Genomic DNA, 15,988 nt, shown 5'->3' with positions numbered 1-15,988 from the left:
GTCGCGGGGTTGAGTCCTGAGCCGAGGTGATCTAGGCTTCAAAAGTGGAGGGATCCCTCCAATTCATTGCTTGACTGGTGTGTGGCGGCATGGCAGGACACAGCAAGTGGGCCAACATTAAACGGCAAAAGGCCCGTGTAGATGCCAAAAAGGGCAGCCTCTTTACCAAACTCTCGCGGGCCATCATCGTGGCAGCTCGCAACGGCTTGCCAGATCCGGATGGGAATTTTCAGTTGCGGGCGGCAGTGGAGAAAGCCAAAGCAGCGGGGATGCCCAGCGAAAACATTGAACGAGCCATTGCCAAGGGAGCCGGCAACTGGAGCGACGACAGCCCCCTGGAAGAAGTTCGCTACGAGGGCTACGGTCCCGGTGGGGTGGCTGTGTTGATCGAAGCCATGACCGACAACCGCAACCGCACGGCTGCCGAGGTGCGGGAGGCCTTCAGCAAAGTCGGCGGCAGCCTGGGGGAAAGTGGCTGCGTGAGCTGGCTGTTCCGGCAAAAAGGGGTGATTAGCCTAGAGGGGGTGACAGATCCCGAAGCTCTGCTGCTAGCGGTAGCCGAAGCAGGCGGGGAGGATCTCAAGGTAGAGGGAACCGACGCAGAAGTCTACTGCGATTACACCCTGCTGGAGCAGGTGGCCACCTACCTCAAAAAAGAAGGCTACCAGGTGCAAGAGGCGGCCATCCGCTGGATCCCCTCTACGGAGGTGCATGTGGAGGATCCCGAGACAGCCAAGCTGGTACTGACCCTCATGGAGCGGCTGGACCACTTGGATGATGTGCAAAATGTCTACGCCAACTTTGAGATCGACGAGGCATTGATGGAGAGCCTGGCCTAAAGGTTCTAGCGCAGCTTGACGGCGGTGCCGGCGGCGGTAACGAGGATCATTGTCGTGCTCATGTTGGTATGAATGCTAACGCCTAGGATGCCATTTGCTCCCAAACGTTTGGCTCGCTGCTCCAACTCTTCCAAAACCTTTTTCTGGGCATTCTCGAGAACTTCTTCATAGGTTCTTGTGCGTCCCCCGATGATGTTGCGGAGGGCAGCAAGGAAGTCCCGTAGAACATTGGTGCCATAAACTACCTCGGCGGTAACAATGCCCAAGTAACGCTCAACCTCTCTACCTTGGAGCACGTCTGTAGTGGTCAGCAGCATGGCTTGTTTCCGCGTCACCCCCTCACAAGCTAGCCAATCCTCTCCAAGGTGGAAAGCTCTCCAACCAAGTGGTGGGAGCTAGAATGAGCTACCTCTAGGGCACCGTTTTTCAGCTAGCCAATGACAGCCCTAGTTCGCGTAGTGGGGAGCTTGAATCTGGACTTAGTGGTGCAGGTACCACGCCATCCTGGGCCTGGGGAAACGGTGCTGGGATCCGACTACGCCACCTACCCTGGCGGCAAGGGGGCCAACCAAGCGGTGGCAGCGGCACGGGCGGGAGCCCAGGTGGAGATGTGGGGGGCAGTGGGATCTGACAGCTTTGGCCGCCTGCTGAAAGAGAACCTGGAGCAGAACGGCGTCGATACCCACCACCTGCGGGAGCTGGAAGGGCCCAGCGGCATCGCTCTGATCACTGTGGATCCAGCAGGGCAAAACCGGATTGTGGTCAGCCCCGGCGCTAACAGTCGCTACACCCCCGCCCAGCTGCCTCCTTGGACGCCGGCAGCGATGGTTCTGCTGCAACTGGAAATCCCCCTGGCCACGGTGCAGGCGGTGGCAGAGCAAGCCTTTGCCCAAGGGATCCCCGTCCTGCTCAATCCAGCCCCTGTGGTGCCCCTGCCGGGATCCCTGTTGCGCCAGGTGCGCTACTTGGTGCTCAACGAAAGCGAAGCGGCTGCCCTTGCCCAATCTCCTGTGGAGACGCCGGAACAAGCCCAAAAGATCGCTCAGGAGCTCCAGAAGCACGGGATCCCAACCGTTATCCTCACCTTGGGAGGGGCAGGGCTGGTCTGGGCAGATGGGGAAGAAAGTGGCCATTGGCCCGCCCATCCCGTGGAGGTGGTGGATACCACCGCTGCCGGAGATGGGTTTTGTGGGGCCTTAGCTGCCTGTTTGGCTGCCGGCAGATCCCTGAGGGAAGCCCTGCGTTTTGCCAATGCCGCCGCTGCCTTGGTTGTAACCCGTGCAGGAGCCCAACCCAGCTTGCCCCAACGCTCTGAGATCGAGGCGTTTTTGGCCTCTGCCGTAGAAACAGCATAGACTGCTGCTTATCAAAAGTTTTCGACGTCTGCGGTGGAGAAGTTCATTGGCCGTTTGCGTGAGCGCTATGGGGAAACCGCAACCTCCACAGGACAGAGCGGGGCCAAATCCTTTTTCGGAGCTGCTACTCATAGCCGGCGGAGGGGATCCCTTGCTCCTTTTGAGTACTGCTCAATAGTGCCTTGCCTTCCCTTGTGGGTGTTTTTAGAGTTAGGAAGTGAAAAGAAAGTATTCGGTAACTCTGATAAAGGCCTGTGAGTACCCTCCTTGCTGAAGATGACGCTCTTTACCGTCAGCATGTCCATAGCCTACTGACGCAACATTTGCCTGAGTTCGGCCCGGTATACATGGCCTCGAATGGCCGAGAGGCGTTGGAACTTTACCGTCAGCACCACCCCAACTTTGTGTTGATGGACATTCGCATGCCTGAGATGACCGGGATCGAGGTAGCGCGGCAGGTTTGGTCAGAGTGCCCCAGCACGCGCATCATTTTTTGGTCGCATTTTGCCGATGAAGTCTATGTGCGGGAGCTGCACAAGATCGTGCCTCCGCAAACTGTCTATGGCTACCTTTTGAAAAATTGCACCGATGAAAAATTGGTCAGCGCCATCCAAGCGGTGGTGCAGGATGAGCAATGCGTGATCGACCGAGAGGTGCGCGGGGTCGATTCCCGTTCACAAAACAAAATCACCGGTCTCAGCGATGCCGAGTACGAAGTGCTGATCGACATTGCCCTCGGCCTCACCGACCAAGCCATTGCTGCACGGCGCTTTTTGTCCCGCCGAGGGGTAACCAACCGTCTGCGCAACCTCTACGACAAGTTAGAAGTCAGCAACGACCAAATTGAGAGCGACGAGTGGGGAACCACCTTCAGCTTGCGGGCCAGAGCCATCCGCCTTGCTTTCAAACGGGGGTTGATCAACGCCCAACTGCTGGATGAGGAGGAAGTGCATTTGGATCACTGGCTCAGCCGCTACCGACTGGATCCGTTGGACTAGAGAGGGGGTGTTCGAGCCGTCATCGCTCTTGGCAAGCACTTGTAGTCAATTCCCTTGCCAGCGACCAAGGAGACTTGGGCTCAATGGCTGGCCACCCCGCCAAAGAACTGGGATCAAAGCTCCCTCGTACCGCTATGGAGAAGCAAGCCGGCAGTGTGGGGGGTCGCTAGCGGAAAATCATCTCGGCAACCGCCTCAAAGCCGGCATCCAACAGCCGATCCAAGACCGACTGGGCCTGGCTGCGACTGTCGTACAGGCCCGCCTGCAACACTGTTCTGCCGTTGAAAACCGTTTCCACCGCCTCGGGGATGAGCTGCCGCAATCGGTTCAAGTCATCGCTGCTCTTGGGGGTCACCAACACGCGAAATTGAGTTGCCGTTCGCGTTGGCGAAACGGAGTCGTTACCCACAGCAACCACAGGGGGGGCAACTGGAGTTGTAGTGGGAGCAGAGGGAGTAGTTGGGATCCCCGTGGACGGGCGACGGGCCGGCGGAGGCAGGAGGGTGGTGATATCCGTGAGGGGAGCCGACGGTGGCCTGGGAACAGGGTCAGCCGGCTGGGCAGGTGTGGTAGAGCCATCGGGGGTGAAGGGGACAGCCACAAACTGCTCCCCCGGAGGTTGGGGCTGGGGAGTTGCCTGAGGGCTGGAGGGATCTGGCAAGATGCGCCCTCCGGATCCTTGGGGCGGAGAGGGGGGAACCGGGGCAGTAGACTGGGGCACCGTTAAAACCGGCAAGGTGGAGGGGGTCTCAGCGGCTGGCCGGGGATCCCTGGGAGTAGCCGGCTGGGCCGGAGCGCTGGGCAGAGCCAAAGTGCCAGGGGCAATGGGGCGGGGAGCGCTGTCGGGAAGGGCGGCAACGGTGGTTTGACCGGACAGATCCAGATCCCCTTTGACCTGGCCCCGCAGTTGGTTGCCGTTGGCATTGAGGCGCAGGCCGCGGGTGGCGTTGTTGATATCGTATTGGCCGTTGCCCTCAAAGATGTTGTTGCCGGGATCCGTGGCCGTGCCCAAATCCGGCTGGGCAGTGGTGATGGCGGTGAGGCCGGTCTCCAAGTTCTGGGCGATGAGATTGTTGCGCAGGATGGGCCTGGAGCTGCCCCCGACGATCACGCCGGTACGGTTCTGCAGGATGCGGTTGTTGCGCACAATAGGCGCCGAGCGCTGGTCGATGGTGATGCCAAAGCCGGTCTCCTGGAACAGGTTATTGATGATGGTGGGCTGGGAGGTGCCCAAGACGGAAATGCCGTTGGCCCCGTTTTTATAGAAGCGGTTGCCCTCCACCCAGGGATTGGCAGCGCCGGCAATGAAGATCCCATCGTGGATGCTGCCCACAAAGCTGTTGTTGAGAATGCGCGGGGAGGCAGATTCCACCCAGAGGGCATAGCCGCGCCGCCCCTGGTTGCGCAGGGTAATTCCTCGCACTTCTGCGCCGGTTTCTGCCAGCAGAGCAACATTTTGTCGGCCTAGGGTCGGGCTCATGTAGGTACCGCCGCCGGTGATGAGATAGCCCTCTCCCAAGGTGGACTCGTCCCCACGCAAGGTGAGGCCGGCTTTCAGACGGATGGGGAAGGTTTCGCCGCTCTCCTCGCTATATACCCCGGGAAAAAGCTGAATGACGCTGCCAGCCTCAGCCCGCTGAATGGCATAAGTAATCGTCTTGAAGGGGTTATTGCGGGATCCATCCCCACGGGTATCGCTGCCGTTGGCTGCATCCACAAAAATAGCCGGGCGATTGTCCGGGAGCGGGGGAGCTTGAGGCAGGGTCTGCTCGCCGGTAATACCAGTGTCCAGGGAAGTTTGCGCCCAGCCGGGATCCAACTTTGCTGTCAGCAGTAAGGTGGTGCCAAGCATCAGAGAGGTTGCCAGCCGCGTCAGCATTGCAGAACGATGGCGCTGCGCCCGCAGGCCGGGCAGGACTGCTGTAGATTGGTGTTCGCCGGATTTCTGCAGACCAATAGGCAGTAAGGACAATAAGGAAGAGATCATGGTGGTTATCCTCACACCAGGCTGGGCTAGAGAAGAAAGGCCGAGGTTATCCTACCAAACTGAGCAGGCAGGGGCCTGCCCTATCCGCCAACTCCAAATACGGACTAACGCAGGCTTTTTTTTGCAAGTCTAACACTAGCCCTAGAGTAACCTCCCTGCTTGCGCCATGACCTACAAAACCCTTGTCCCCGAACATCTGCCCCAAGAGCCGTCGCTGCTTGAATCCGGGATCCTGCTGTCTCCGGTCTCACCGTGGCAACCCCTGATTCATCTGCTGCTGTTGGGGATCCCGGCCTTCTTGCTGCTCTTGGGAAAGCTGATGGCTCAGCCGGTCTTGGGCTGGGGGGCGGTGCTGGCTTGGCTGGGCCTGGCGGGCTGGTGGGGGCGATCGCTTTGGGCTCAGATCGGACGCCGTCTTTGGCAGTGGCTGACCACTTGGCCTCAATTGGCCTGGGCGGGAGTGGCCCTCAGCTTGGCCGTGATGGGAGGGATTGCCGGGAGCGGGCTGTTTTCTGCCTTGGGATCCCTGAGTTGGGAAGCAATTGGGGCTTTGGGAGAAGTGTTCGGGGCCACAGGCCAAATCTTGATCGCCATCCTGGCCGCCTACATCGCCTGGCGGCAGTACATCATCTCCCGCGATCTCACCATTCAGCAGAATATCATCACCCAGCAGCAGACCATCGACGCCTACTTTGAAGGCATTTCCAACTTGGTCTTGTCTCCCGATGGGCAGTTGGACGATTGGCCCCTGGAGCGGGCCATTGCTGCCGGGCGCACGGCTGCTCTGTTGAATGGGGTGGATCGCTTCGGCAAAGCCAAGATCCTGCGCTTTCTCTCCACTGCCAATCTGCTCAGCCCTCTGCGGCGAGACGAACACCTGGGCCGACCTATCCTGGATGGCAAGGGGGGCTACCAGCGGGATCGCCTGCACGGGATCCGGGTGGTCAGCCTGGGCACGATGCTGGAGGGAGCCGACCTGCATGGCACCCTGTTGCGGGCGGTGGATTTCAGCGAAGCCAGCCTGGAGCGGGCCAACCTGAGCGGCTGCGATCTCAGCCACACCAACCTGTGCGGAGCCAACTTGCGGGATGCCGATTTGCGGGGAGCAGACCTTTACCGCGCTTTGCTGTTTGTGGGATCCCCTCAGACGGCTTCCCCCGCTCAGCCGGGGCAAAAGCCGGATTTTAAGACCGGAGCCTACACCGGAGCTATCGTGGCAGGGGCAGATTTCCGCCAGGCTCGCCGCCTTTCCCCCGAACAACGGGCCTACCTGGCCGCCTGGGGGGCCGAGCTGGATCCCGAGTCCGAACCTCCCCTCAACTCTCCTAGGCCGCGTTCGGATCCTGCCGACAAAACAGAGTCGTTTCCCCCCCCTGCTTCCCCAAGCCCTTGAGCGAGAATGCATTGATGAGCCTGGTTCAGGGCTTTTGCTGCCGATTTTTCGGCCATTGCAACCCGTCTCTTTCATGGGGATGAGGGCGATCCCTTTCAATTCTCAAACATGGCACGGTTGCTCACCAAGTTCTGGCTGCTGGAGCGCTATCTGTTTGGGGAGATGCTCACCCCGGTGCTGGCCGGTATTGCCGGGGGAACCCTGCTGCTGCTGGTGGGCCGGTTGTTTACCCTGGCCGAGCGGCTGGTCGAGGGATCCGTCCCCCCCCTGACGGTGTTGCGCCTCTTGGTTTTGGATCTGCCGGAGATGGTGGTGCTGGGTATGCCCATTGCCGCCTTTTTTGCCACCATGCTCACCTTGGGCAAGCTGAGCGGCAACAGCGAGATCACCGCTATGCGGGCAGCCGGGATCCCTTTTAGCCGGATTTTCCGACCCCTGCTGCTGGTGGGGTTGGCCATGAGCTTGAGCGCTTTTTTCATTAGCAACGTGCTGCTGCCAGCCAGTAAACAGCAAATCCGCCAGATCGATCAGCAAGCTTTGCTGGCCCAGGCCACCACCCCGGTGCAATACGACGTCTTTTTCAAAACCGAAGACAACCTCTGGTTCTTCATCCGCCAAGTGGATCCCCGGTTGAATACCATGCAAGATGTCACGATTTTGCGGGTGGATCCCTTGCCGGGAGGCAAATACCAGTTGGTGGAAGTGACCTTGGCCGCTCAGGCAGTGTGGAACGGACTGGAGTGGAGCCTCAGCGAAGGGGCAACCCACCTTTACGGCCCCACGGGTCTCAGCATTGCCGAGCAAACGTTTCATCGCAAGCCGTTGCAAGTTTCTCAGGATCTGGCTGCCCTGATGCAGCCGCCGGTTCCCCCCAGCGAGTTGAGCTTGCCGGAGCTGGCAGAGCGGATTTCCCGCCTGGCCCGCTCCAATCTCAATACTCAGGCTCTGCGCACCGAGTTCCACATGCGCTTCTCCCTGCCCTTGGCCAGCTTTTTTGCCGTGCTGATTTCGCTACCCCTGGGATCCAGCACTGCCCGGCGGGTGGGACGCTACGGGGGCGTCGTCTTCGGGATCCTGTTGGTGTTTGGCTACTACGTGGTTCTGAGCGTGTCTCGCAGCTTGGGAGAAGTGGGAGCCCTTCCCCCTTGGGCGGCAGCCTGGAGCTTCAACATCTTGTTCGGCGGCATCGGACTGGTGCTGCTGGCCCGTTTCCTGCGCTAGGGATCCACCCTAGAATCCGCCAGTCTCAGTTCTCAAGGATGTCTCGAAGAAGGCAGGGATCAACTTTCCTTTCTCTCTCCTCTCGCCTCGCGTAGCTCAGGTTTCCGTCCCCTTGCGGGGAAAAGGTAGGGATCAACGCACTTCGCCAAGTCCAGCTCATCTAGATTCCCTCAAAGGCTAGTTTCCGTCCCCTTGCGGGGAAAAGGTAGGGATCAACATTCTTCACCAAAACCACCATCCCATTGCCAGTGAGGGATCCGTTTCCGTCCCCTTGCGGGGAAAAGGTAGGGATCAACTTGAGGGAGAGCGGATGGGAAGGCCTTTGGTCACCTACGTTTCCGTCCCCTTGCGGGGAAAAGGTAGGGATCAACCTGTACATTCCCGGTCTTGCAAAAGCTGCTGCTATGATCTGGGCGTTTCCGTCCCCTTGCGGGGAAAAGGTAGGGATCAACCACACGTTGAGAAAGTAAACCTGACTCCAATCAAGCTTGTTTCCGTCCCCTTGCGGGGAAAAGGTAGGGATCAACCTCCCACTAACTCTCCCCCCCCCCCCCCCACCAACCAAGACACCGTTTCCGTCCCCTTGCGGGGAAAAGGTAGGGATCAACGTTCTACTGGGTCATTGGACCCACCGACAAGGCCACCCTATGGTTTCCGTCCCCTTGCGGGGAAAAGGTAGGGATCAACCCTAATCGTTAGCGGTCCAGTAGCACTAATGGGCTACTCGTATAGTTTCCGTCCCCTTGCGGGGAAAAGGTAGGGATCAACTTCCACGTCGTTGAGGTCAAAGTTCGGGGAGGAACTAAGTAGTTTCCGTCCCCTTGCGGGGAAAAGGTAGGGATCAACGTTGTTTCTTTCCCGTAAAGGGAGGTCTAAAATGGCTGTTTCCGTCCCCTTGCGGGGAAAAGGTAGGGATCAACCAGCACCCAGGTTCATAACTGGGTGTTATTTATTCCCACGTTTCCGTCCCCTTGCGGGGAAAAGGTAGGGATCAACCTTCTCAATGAAGTTTTTTGAGAACGGGTTGTAAATGTATACCGTTTCCGTCCCCTTGCGGGGAAAAGGTAGGGATCAACGGCCTAAGTACGCCCTGGGACGTAAAGAGAAAATCGGGTGTTTCCGTCCCCTTGCGGGGAAAAGGTAGGGATCAACCTGGCACGTACCGGATCAATGGCGTGTGCCAGATAGCGTTGTTTCCGTCCCCTTGCGGGGAAAAGGTAGGGATCAACGGGTCGACGCCATACGGTTTGTACGTTCTCGCTTAGTCACGTTTCCGTCCCCTTGCGGGGAAAAGGTAGGGATCAACTACAGGTGCAAAGCTGCCCGAATACAATCGGCATCCCCATTGTTTCCGTCCCCTTGCGGGGAAAAGGTAGGGATCAACTCTCCACTCGCGGAGGCTTCAAATACGCCCTAGGTTGTAGGAAGTTTCCGTCCCCTTGCGGGGAAAAGGTAGGGATCAACCTGCCATCTCCCGTCTGGGGCTATCGGGATATCGACTCTGTTCGGTTTCCGTCCCCTTGCGGGGAAAAGGTAGGGATCAACACGCTCTACCCGGTAGCCGAGCAGTACTTCGCTAAAGTCTTCGTTTCCGTCCCCTTGCGGGGAAAAGGTAGGGATCAACAACCCTTTTGTAGGTGGTGGCTTGCCACCCCCACCAAGTTTCCGTCCCCTTGCGGGGAAAAGGTAGGGATCAACTAGCTAAGTGGAGTACTCCCTATTGGCATCGATCTACCGTGTTTCCGTCCCCTTGCGGGGAAAAGGTAGGGATCAACCCTTGGCGGGTATCGATCCCTGCAGGTAAGCGGAGTTGGTTTCCGTCCCCTTGCGGGGAAAAGGTAGGGATCAACGAATACTTTATGACAGTATTCTACTTTCGGGGATCTTGGATGATCTGTTTCCGTCCCCTTGCGGGGAAAAGGTAGGGATCAACGCTGCTTTGCAGATGGTGACTTTGGTCTGATTTACAAAGGCTAGTTTCCGTCCCCTTGCGGGGAAAAGGTAGGGATCAACGTCAGAGGGGGAGGAACTAGCTTAGCTCACACGCGGTGGCCCGTTTCCGTCCCCTTGCGGGGAAAAGGTAGGGATCAACAAGTACTCCGCAAACAAAAGGGGTCGAAGAACCGCAGTTTCCGTCCCCTTGCGGGGAAAAGGTAGGGATCAACGTTCTGGGGCGAACACGCACGAACCCGCTATATCGAGGTTTCCGTCCCCTTGCGGGGAAAAGGTAGGGATCAACCGGACCCGGCTTGTGCTCACGTACGTGGGCAAGGCTGTTTCCGTCCCCTTGCGGGGAAAAGGTAGGGATCAACTACTGTTTCCAGATCGTAGAACACGACATCTGTGCCCCCGGTTTCCGTCCCCTTGCGGGGAAAAGGTAGGGATCAACCTTTATCCCTGATGAAGGGAGAGGTGTTTATGGAACCGGTTTCCGTCCCCTTGCGGGGAAAAGGTAGGGATCAACGGCACCTGGGTGTCCTTCTTCCGTGTTTAAGGGAGTATATAGGGTTTCCGTCCCCTTGCGGGGAAAAGGTAGGGATCAACGGATTGCGGGATCTCAGCCCAGCGGGCCTGAATGTGGTTTCCGTCCCCTTGCGGGGAAAAGGTAGGGATCAACAGCCTTCATTAGAAACAACCGTGTAGTCATCGTTAAGAACGTTTCCGTCCCCTTGCGGGGAAAAGGTAGGGATCAACATTAATTTAGACTACTTTGAGTTGGTGAATCCTAGACTCAACGTTTCCGTCCCCTTGCGGGGAAAAGGTAGGGATCAACCCAGGCCTCGACAGTGACTTTTTGACCGGCAAGAAATTTGTTCAGTTTCCGTCCCCTTGCGGGGAAAAGGTAGGGATCAACCTCTGGAAATCGGGTTCGAAAAAGACCCGAATGTCGTGTTTCCGTCCCCTTGCGGGGAAAAGGTAGGGATCAACTCCCTGCTAATTGGAGGTTGAAATGTTGGTTTACCGTTTCCGTCCCCTTGCGGGGAAAAGGTAGGGATCAACCACTATGTAGAAGGTCTCACCCTGGGCTATAAGTTTGGGTTTCCGTCCCCTTGCGGGGAAAAGGTAGGGATCAACATTTTCTCAGACTCCTCATAGGCGTTAGGGATGTAGACGTAGTTTCCGTCCCCTTGCGGGGAAAAGGTAGGGATCAACACTTACTACGAACTGGCTCCATGCGGGGTTGGATACGTTGTTTCCGTCCCCTTGCGGGGAAAAGGTAGGGATCAACGCCTTGGGGGCTAGAACCCGTTCAGGTTTGGGCAGAAGAGGTTTCCGTCCCCTTGCGGGGAAAAGGTAGGGATCAACTTTAGTTGGTCCGAAATAGAGCACCCACTCGTAAACGGCGAGTGTTTCCGTCCCCTTGCGGGGAAAAGGTAGGGATCAACGAGGAAGAATAGTATGAACTAACCAACACACCACAAACCAGTTTCCGTCCCCTTGCGGGGAAAAGGTAGGGATCAACTTCCCTGCCTTGGAGGTTAACATGTCTAGTCAAACTATATTGTTTCCGTCCCCTTGCGGGGAAAAGGTAGGGATCAACAAAGGATTACTCAAGCCCTCCCTATGCTTAAGTAATCCAAGTTTCCGTCCCCTTGCGGGGAAAAGGTAGGGATCAACCATGGCGGCTCCTGCGCGGAGCACCCAAATCGTTGGCTAGTTTCCGTCCCCTTGCGGGGAAAAGGTAGGGATCAACGTAGAACGGGGTTGCGCCAAGCTTCGATGTAGACTTTTTGGTTTCCGTCCCCTTGCGGGGAAAAGGTAGGGATCAACCCTCCTATCTCCCTAAAGCGGAAGGGAGATTGGAGATCTCCCCTAGTTTCCGTCCCCTTGCGGGGAAAAGGTAGGGATCAACCAGCAGTCTGCCGGCCCCAGCCCTGCTTTACTCACCCTTGTTTCCGTCCCCTTGCGGGGAAAAGGTAGGGATCAACCTTCGGTCCGAACGCTGCGAGTATATCCGCAGCGTCGCGTTTCCGTCCCCTTGCGGGGAAAAGGTAGGGATCAACAATACACACCTGTTAGCAATTGCCCCTACTAAATCTAGTTTCCGTCCCCTTGCGGGGAAAAGGTAGGGATCAACGGGGAGGTTAGAAAGCTAGTCCAAGAGCTCAGCTTTGCGTGTTTCCGTCCCCTTGCGGGGAAAAGGTAGGGATCAACATGCCTTAGGCATCAGGGAATAAACCTCCCCCACCAACACCGTTTCCGTCCCCTTGCGGGGAAAAGGTAGGGATCAACAAGTTAAACCCACAGGCTGCAGCAATTGTGTCTCACCCAGTTTCCGTCCCCTTGCGGGGAAAAGGTAGGGATCAACTGGTTTTTCTATCTGCCTAAGGGAGCACATCCCTAGTGGTTTCCGTCCCCTTGCGGGGAAAAGGTAGGGATCAACTTGTGCTCCCTTAGACATACCACAAAACCACCTTAGTTACGTTTCCGTCCCCTTGCGGGGAAAAGGTAGGGATCAACCAGTGCGCACGGTAGATCAGCTTAAGACTCAAAATGAAATGTTTCCGTCCCCTTGCGGGGAAAAGGTAGGGATCAACCCTTATGGGACGATTTAACTGGGGGGACGCCATACGGTTTGTTTCCGTCCCCTTGCGGGGAAAAGGTAGGGATCAACAGCCATAATTAGTCTCCTTCGGTAGGTGAACAACTAAGTTTCCGTCCCCTTGCGGGGAAAAGGTAGGGATCAACCCTACCCCCGGAAAAGCTTGAATCCATGCAGTTTTCAAGGTGCGTTCGCGAGGGAGTACGGAGACTTCGTGACATAGATGTTAACATTGCTCTTGGGGATAAGCGCAAGCAAGAAAATTGGGCTTTCTGAGGCTGTTATGTCTTGTTTTCGTGCCAATCATGGCAAGAGATCTAGGTTTGCCCTTGAAATCTTGAGCTAACAAAATTAGCCTGGCGATTGCTTGCCCCGACAGATCGCGCACAAAACTTTACAATTTTCGCTCTCCTGCTCAGGCCAGGGATCCCATTGCGGGGAGAGTCTGTCTAGACTGGAAAGCAGCCCTACGGGGATCCCTATGCGAATTGGCGTGCCCAAAGAGATCAAAGAGCAAGAGTTCCGTGTCGGGCTGACACCGGCGGCGGTGCGGGCCTTAACCGAACAGGGGCATCAGGTGTGGGTGGAAACCCAAGCAGGCCAGGGGGCGGGCTTCACGGATGAGGACTACCAAAAAGCGGGGGCCAAGCTGGCTGTCACTCCTGAGGAGATCTACCGGCAGGAGCTGGTGGTGAAGGTAAAGGAGCCCTTGCCTGCCGAGTATCCTCTGCTCCATCCCGACCTTATTCTGTTTACCTATTTGCACTTGGCCGCCAGCCGCGAGCTGACCCAGGCGCTGTTGCAATCGGGGGCCACCTGCCTTGCCTATGAAACGGTGGAATTGGCAGATGGATCCCTGCCTTTGTTGGCGCCCATGAGCATGATTGCCGGGCGGCTCTCGGTGCAATTTGGCGCCCATTACCTCACCCGACAACAGGGGGGGCGAGGCGTGTTGCTGGGCGGGATCCCAGGGGTATCGCCGGGACGGGTGGTGATCTTGGGCGGAGGCACGGTGGGCACCGAGGCGGCCAAAATGGCCGTAGGCTTGGGGGCACGGGTGCAGATTTTGGACATCAACCTGCAGCGGCTGAACGAGCTGGAGCTGCTCTTTGGATCCCGTGTGGAGCTGCTCTACAGCACGGCCCAAAGCGTGGAAGAGTGTGTTCGCGAGGCCGACCTGCTGGTGGGGGCAGTGTTGGTGCCGGGAAGGCGGGCCCCGGTCTTGGTGGGAGAAGAGTTGGTGGCCCAAATGCGTCCTCGCTCCCTCATTGTGGATGTGGCGGTGGATCAGGGGGGGTGCATTGCTACCACACGGGTTACCACCCATGCCCAGCCGGTTTACGAAGCCCACGGGGTGTTGCACTACGGCGTTCCCAACATGCCGGGGGCTGTCCCCTGGACTTCGACCCAAGCGCTGGTCAACGCCACTCTCCCCTACATCCTCAAGCTGGCCAACCTCGGCTTGCCCGCTGCTTTGGAACAAGACCCGGCCTTGGCCAAAGGGCTAAACGTCAGGGCAGGCAAGCTCATCCACCCGGCGGTGCGAGCCACCTTTCCAGACCTGGGCTAGCTCAGGCAGGGGTTGGCTCCCTGGGGAGAGATGCTACTGTCGCCAGGACAGGACATAGCGCTCCAGAGCCGCGAAAAAGGTGTAGAGCAAGACACCCATGAGGCCGAGGGCAGCCAAACCCGCAAAGGCCAAAGGCACATCAAAAGAAGAACTGGCCGACACGATCAGGTAGCCCAGCCCCTGGTTGGAAGCCACCGTCTCCGAGATCACCGAGCCGACAAAAGCAAAGGAGATGGCCACTTTCAACGAGGCAAACAGGTAGGGCATGCTGTGGGGTAGCCCCACCTTGGTGAAAATCTCCCAAGAGCTGGCCCCCAACGATCGCAGCACATCCCGCATTTCGGCTTCCACCGTCTCCAGCCCCACCGCCACATTGACCGCAATGGGGAAAAAGGCCAGCAAAAAGGCCGTGATCACCGCCGGGATCAGGCCCAAGCCAAACCAAATCGCCAGCAGCGGCACCAAAGCCACCTTCGGGATGGTGTTAAACCCCACCAGCAGCGGGTACAAACACAGATGGGCCAGGCGGGAGCTGCCGATGATCGATCCCAGCAATATCCCCCCCACCAAAGCCAGCACAAAGGCCAGCAGCGTCGAAGTGAGGGTGGTTAGGGAGTGGCGCATAATCACCGGGCTCCATTGGTTCATGGCTGCCAGGATCTCGGTGGGCGCCGGCAGAATGAAGCGAGGAACGTTGAACAGCCCCACCCCCACCTGCCAGAGCACAAGGGTCAAAACGATGGTGACAGCGGGCAAGACCACAGAAGCCGTTTGGGTCTGCAAAAATCGGTCAAATGATTTTTTCATGGGATCCCTCGGCAGAAATGCGCGGTAACCTGTCCAGCAAACCTTTCCAGATTTTTTGGATCAAGGGCTCTTTGGCCTAATAGCTGCGCCGAATGTGCTGGCGCACTTCCGAGACCAAGCGGTGAAACTCGTCCGTCAGGCAGATCTCCAGCGGGCGTGGACGGGGCAGATCCACTTTGAGGGAAAAGATGATCTCGCTAGGCCGTGGCCCCATCACATAAATGGTATCGGAGAGGAAAACCGCCTCCCGCAAATCGTGAGTGATCAAAATGGCGGTGCAGCCGGTGCGCAGCCACAGCCGCTGCAACATTTCCCACATATCCTCGCGGGTAAAGGCATCCAGAGCAGCAAAAGGTTCGTCCAACAGCAGCAGCTCCGGCTGATGGATCAAAGCGCGGCACAGGGAAGCCCGCTGCCGCATTCCCCCGGAAAGCTGCCAAGGATAGGCTTTCTGAAAACCCTCCAAGCCCACGGTGGCCAGCAGCTCCAGCGCCGACTTCTCGTGCTGGGCCAGGTTTTGCTTGAAGGTGCGCTTGTAGGGCTCCACCACCTCCAACGGCAGCAACACGTTCTCCAGGGTTGTGCGCCAGGGCAGCAGCACCGGGTTTTGAAAGGCCATGCCCACACTCTTCAGGGGGCCGGCGATGGGCTGCAACTGAAAGTAGAGGGTGCCGCCATGGTCAGTGTTCAGGCCGGCCATCATCTTCAAAAGAGAAGTCTTGCCACAGCCGCTCGGCCCAACAATGGAGACAAACTCCGAGTGGGCAACAGAAAAGCTGACGTCGCGGATGATCGTGACTGGGGATCCCTTGGTGGGGTACTGCAGCGAGACGTGGCGCAACTCCAGAACGGGCTTGCCCGAAACAGCGGGGGAAGATAACCCACTTTGAACCACCCTCTGCGACTCCAACATTGACTCAACTCCAATGATTTTCATAGTGGCCCAAGTGAGGGCTGATCCCCCTGATCCAGACAGATGATGGCGGGAGCAATGAGGGTTGCAGGCCGGTTTATCTCGATTGGTATGGCCAACCCCATCCCCACTACATCAGAGAGAGGGGCAGCCAGCTGTGTTGCCAGATACTTTGTGGGCCGGTGAGGTCCCCCCATGTTCAGCTTCAGGAGATGTGGGATCCCCGAGGGCCCGGTCATCGAAGACAGTAAACTACCCGACACCCGTGCTATGCGCAGGGTGCGGGCTTTATCCCAATCCCTAGCGGCCCCAGAGGACAGCTAAGTTTCGGAATTTCAGGCGAGTTTACAGTCGCCCCAAGG

Annotated in this window: 10 protein-coding genes and 1 CRISPR repeat array; of the genes, 6 read left to right on the top strand and 4 right to left on the bottom strand. The window is 57.9% G+C overall.

The window, feature by feature from the left end; genetic code table 11:
- The first annotated feature begins 89 nt into the window (after window positions 1–89).
- Entirely contained in the window at window positions 90–839 is a 750-nt protein-coding gene (locus tag ACVWZ1_RS10205) for a YebC/PmpR family DNA-binding transcriptional regulator (RefSeq protein WP_457503304.1), read from the top strand.
- 5 nt (window positions 840–844) lie between these two features.
- Here the strand turns inward: ACVWZ1_RS10205 and ACVWZ1_RS10200 are convergent, their stop codons facing one another.
- On the bottom strand, window positions 845–1,156 hold the full coding sequence (locus ACVWZ1_RS10200; protein WP_414425718.1) for a YbjQ family protein: 312 nt from the start codon (window positions 1,154–1,156) through the stop codon (window positions 845–847).
- Between the two features lie 120 nt (window positions 1,157–1,276).
- Here ACVWZ1_RS10200 and rbsK point away from each other — a divergent pair, with 120 nt between their 5' ends.
- Both rbsK and ACVWZ1_RS10190 read left to right on the top strand, forming a co-directional pair.
- Window positions 1,277–2,194: a ribokinase gene (rbsK, locus tag ACVWZ1_RS10195; protein WP_457467163.1), complete on the top strand. Its 918-nt coding sequence runs from the start codon at window positions 1,277–1,279 to the stop codon at window positions 2,192–2,194.
- Window positions 2,195–2,448: 254 nt separating this feature from the next.
- Window positions 2,449–3,192, top strand: a complete 744-nt coding sequence (locus ACVWZ1_RS10190) for a response regulator (protein WP_414356063.1) — start codon at window positions 2,449–2,451, stop codon at window positions 3,190–3,192.
- Window positions 3,193–3,358: 166 nt separating this feature from the next.
- On the opposite strand, the gene ACVWZ1_RS10185 is transcribed toward ACVWZ1_RS10190, so the two are convergent.
- On the bottom strand, window positions 3,359–5,179 hold the full coding sequence (locus tag ACVWZ1_RS10185) for a DUF1565 domain-containing protein (RefSeq protein ID WP_457503303.1): 1,821 nt from the start codon (window positions 5,177–5,179) through the stop codon (window positions 3,359–3,361).
- Window positions 5,180–5,345: 166 nt separating this feature from the next.
- Here ACVWZ1_RS10185 and ACVWZ1_RS10180 point away from each other — a divergent pair, with 166 nt between their 5' ends.
- The 3 genes from ACVWZ1_RS10180 to ald all read left to right on the top strand — a co-directional run bounded on the left by ACVWZ1_RS10180 (window position 5,346) and on the right by ald (window position 13,906).
- Window positions 5,346–6,572, top strand: a complete 1,227-nt coding sequence (locus tag ACVWZ1_RS10180; protein WP_457503302.1) for a pentapeptide repeat-containing protein — start codon at window positions 5,346–5,348, stop codon at window positions 6,570–6,572.
- 108 nt (window positions 6,573–6,680) lie between these two features.
- The gene (locus ACVWZ1_RS10175) at window positions 6,681–7,793 is read left to right on the top strand and encodes an LptF/LptG family permease (RefSeq protein ID WP_457503300.1); all 1,113 of its coding nucleotides are present in this window, start codon (window positions 6,681–6,683) and stop codon (window positions 7,791–7,793) included.
- A gap of 100 nt (window positions 7,794–7,893) precedes the next feature.
- A CRISPR array of direct repeats spans window positions 7,894–12,482; the repeat unit is 37 nt; unit sequence GTTTCCGTCCCCTTGCGGGGAAAAGGTAGGGATCAAC.
- Between the two features lie 335 nt (window positions 12,483–12,817).
- Window positions 12,818–13,906, top strand: coding sequence for an alanine dehydrogenase (gene ald / locus ACVWZ1_RS10170; RefSeq protein ID WP_457503298.1), 1,089 nt, complete (start codon window positions 12,818–12,820; stop codon window positions 13,904–13,906).
- A gap of 33 nt (window positions 13,907–13,939) precedes the next feature.
- On the opposite strand, the gene ACVWZ1_RS10165 is transcribed toward ald, so the two are convergent.
- Both ACVWZ1_RS10165 and ACVWZ1_RS10160 read right to left on the bottom strand, forming a co-directional pair.
- Window positions 13,940–14,713 carry an ABC transporter permease gene (locus tag ACVWZ1_RS10165; protein ID WP_457503296.1) on the bottom strand — a complete coding sequence of 258 codons (774 nt, stop codon included), beginning with the start codon at window positions 14,711–14,713 and terminating at the stop codon, window positions 13,940–13,942.
- 76 nt (window positions 14,714–14,789) lie between these two features.
- Window positions 14,790–15,626: an ABC transporter ATP-binding protein gene (locus ACVWZ1_RS10160; protein WP_049749636.1), complete on the bottom strand. Its 837-nt coding sequence runs from the start codon at window positions 15,624–15,626 to the stop codon at window positions 14,790–14,792.
- Between the last annotated feature and the right edge of the window lie 362 nt (window positions 15,627–15,988).

The sequence above is a fragment of the Thermostichus sp. MS-CIW-25 genome, assembly GCF_054060015.1.
The sequence above is the reverse complement of the archived record's forward strand: the minus strand, read 5'-3'. Positions and strand labels throughout refer to the sequence as shown.